Origin of the sequence: Nostoc sp. CHAB 5715, assembly GCF_020829685.1 — a bacterium.
In the GTDB taxonomy this organism is placed as follows: domain Bacteria; phylum Cyanobacteriota; class Cyanobacteriia; order Cyanobacteriales; family Nostocaceae; genus Nostoc.
The window spans coordinates 1-2954 of record NZ_JAIVFR010000922.1 but is presented as its reverse complement, the minus strand read 5'-3'; the positions used below and the strand labels follow the sequence as shown (position 1 = coordinate 2954).

Below are 2954 nucleotides of genomic sequence, written 5' to 3'. Positions count from 1 at the left end.
TATTCGCGATGTAAATTCCCTGTGACGCGCTCGTCAAGGTCGAAAAGGCGGTCAAACCACCGCCATCCTCTAATGCTGTATTGCCAAAGATGGTGCTATTAGTTAGAGTAGCTGATCCGGAACCATAACCATCATCATCTCCGTTAAAAATGCCACCACCGGAGGTTGCAGTATTGCCAGAGACAGTGCTATTGGTCAGCCTGAGATTACCGCCTTGATTATAGATGCCACCGCCGGAGTTTGCTGTATTGCCAGAGACACTGCTGTTAATTAGGCTGAGAATAGCAGTTTTACCAGAAGAACCGTCATTAAAAATGCCGCCTCCGGCAGTATTGCCATTATAAATCTTGCTTGCCCCGGTATTGTTATAAACACTGCTGTTAGTTAGGCTGAGAGTACCGCCGTTATAAATACCGCCTTGCGTATTGCCAAAGACGCTGGTGTTAGCAAGACTGAGGATGCCGCTATTAAAGATGCCACTTCCTGCTGTATTACCAGACACACTGCTTTTTGCTAGATTGAGGATGGAAGTTCTATTAACCTTAATATTGCCGCTAGCGATCGCCAGTCCATTAATATTGACACCTGTCCCTAATCCCGATATCTCGAATACTGTAGAGGCATTTTTTCCATTCACAGTAAGCTTAGATGTCCCAGTCCCAAAGATGCTTAGATCATCGGTAATCGTCAGTTGCCCAGAGGTGAGGGTGATGGTATCTGGGGTGGTATCTGTGAATATTCCGCCAAAAGCGATCGCATCATCCCCAGCAGTAGCATTGGCTAAGTTAATTGCCTCCCGGAGTGTTGTGATGCCGTTGTTCGGATCACCATCATCTGTGTCCCCAGTATTATTCACCGTGAATGTCGCCAGTACCCCTGCGTAAGCCTGGCGCGTCGTTTCTGCAAATGGTAAACTCGCTTCCATATCAGTGGTGCGGACTTCTAACTCCCAGTTACCACCTAATGCTGCATTACCAATTCGCCCACGAGAAGCGGCAATATTTGCTTTGGTGAGTTGGTGCAGTTTTTCTACAAATTCTGCCCCCGCATCACCCAAAGCCACATTGCAACCATAGATGAGTAAATTCCAAAGGTTATTACTTTTGGCAGAGGTTGAAAATATCTTTTGCCATAGTTGCAGTTGCTGGCTGTATTCGTCGAGGGTATCCAGTCCTAAATGGGTGTTGCCCAATTGCAAGCAACCTGGGGCACCGTGGCACACAATATGAATATTAGTCAAATTCGGGCGATTGTAACTTGCTAGAATTTCTGTAATTTGTTCAACACCGTTTTGTGTAGAGTCAAGCACGAACACTTCGGCATTATCAAGCACGCCATTTACTAAATCGCTATAGTCTTCAACCGCCATGTCGATGAAGACTAAACTATGGGAATAGGAGGTGGAAGTTGCAGGATTTACTTGGAAGTGTGAGGTATGTAGTGTTGCCATTTTTTTACTTCTAGCTAAGGTAATGAGGGAAACTCAAACGAGTGCATCTCATTTTGGTAGGTATATACTTAACTTCAAATAGAAGTTGCTGCTTTTCGGATTTTTTAAAATATTTGGTTCTTCAGTATTTGTGATGCGAAATTATTAGTTAAACATCAAAAATTGGCTGACAAATAAAGGTCAAAAGCCCAAATCATTGCCAAAACCCTAAAATATTAGTAGTAAAAAATATTTATAAGTTTTCCTAATCAAACGAGGTACATCAGAGCAAGCTCCTCGCAAGCGAAGAGGGGGTGGGGTTTTTGTACTTCACTCAACTGAGAACCGCTATATATTTATTGTATAGCAAGGCTTTCAGGATTTTATAAAGCAATATCAGCATAATATGTAATGAAGAATCGACAAATTTATTACACAATATTTAACCTATTTTCCTAATCTGCCACCTAGCAATAGCTTATTTAAGACTCCCTTACCTCTGAGTTTACTTTTTGAGCAATGTGAAAAGCAGAAATATATGAAAGTTGAAGACTGCCTCCAAAATCATCTTCTATGGAATGTCTCAATTCCAAAAATAAAGAGTCTTTATTTTTTTGATCTAATTTTATGTATGGCGAGTAAGTATTCAAAAGTGTTAAATATTCATCGACAGTATAGGTTACTTCTGATAGAACTTGTCCAGATATCAAGTCTTTGAATTGCCCCGAATCAATGGCCATATTTCCTAATTGTCTCAAGATATATTCTTGTGTTTTTTGGTCTTCATATCGGTCAAGAGATGGAGTATGCACTTGATAGACTTGCGATAAACTTTGATACACCTCATAACTGGGTTGAAGTTCTTTGTTCCACAATAAAATCAGGTAGCCATTCTCTTTTAGGGCATTTGCTGCTTTTGGATATCCAACTTCTGGTGATATCCAATGAAAAGAACTCGCTGCTAAAACGGCATCAAATTCAAATGGCTTGAGTTCCCACTCTTCAAAAGATGTGTTCTGAATCTCTACATTAGAATACGGTTGACAATTGTGTTGAGCTAACTGGAAAAAATCTGGATTGGGTTCTAAGCAGATTATAGAGCAACCCAACGGAGCGATCGCTACCGTTGCAGTTCCAGGCCCACATCCCACTTCCAGAATTTTTGACTCAGTAGAGAGTTGAGCAACTTCCACAACTTGCTCAATCAAATCCTGAGGATAGCGTGGTCTTGCCTTATTATAAGCTTCTGCTGCCGGAGAATACCAATTTTTACGCTGTTCGAGGTCTGTGCTGGAGTAGCTGATTATTGTTTGTTTTAGGTCTTCCATAATTTATTTAATTCCTGCAAAAAACTTTTGTTAGCTCAATTCCTATTTTTTTGAAAATCCCGGCGTCTGCGACCATTTTCCAACAAGGGTTTTCGCAACGGTACTACTTCAGCTTCATTACTCTCGCGTGCTACCCGAATCAGCAACCCAGCAGCTATTAAGCTAGCAATCATGGAATTACCACCATAACTAAACAT

2 protein-coding genes and 1 pseudogene are annotated in these 2954 nt (G+C 41.3%); all 3 read right to left on the bottom strand.

Annotated features, from left to right (window positions below; translation table 11 throughout):
• Positions 1-1450, bottom strand: a 1450-nt coding sequence (locus LC574_RS33725) for a DUF4347 domain-containing protein (RefSeq protein ID WP_229457954.1), incomplete at its 3' end; no start/stop codon positions are given.
• A gap of 461 nt (positions 1451-1911) precedes the next feature.
• The gene (locus tag LC574_RS33720; protein WP_229457953.1) at positions 1912-2757 is read right to left on the bottom strand and encodes a class I SAM-dependent methyltransferase; all 846 of its coding nucleotides are present in this window, start codon (positions 2755-2757) and stop codon (positions 1912-1914) included.
• 35 nt (positions 2758-2792) lie between these two features.
• Positions 2793-2954, bottom strand: a pseudogene (locus LC574_RS33715) (cell division protein FtsW); the annotation flags it as partial.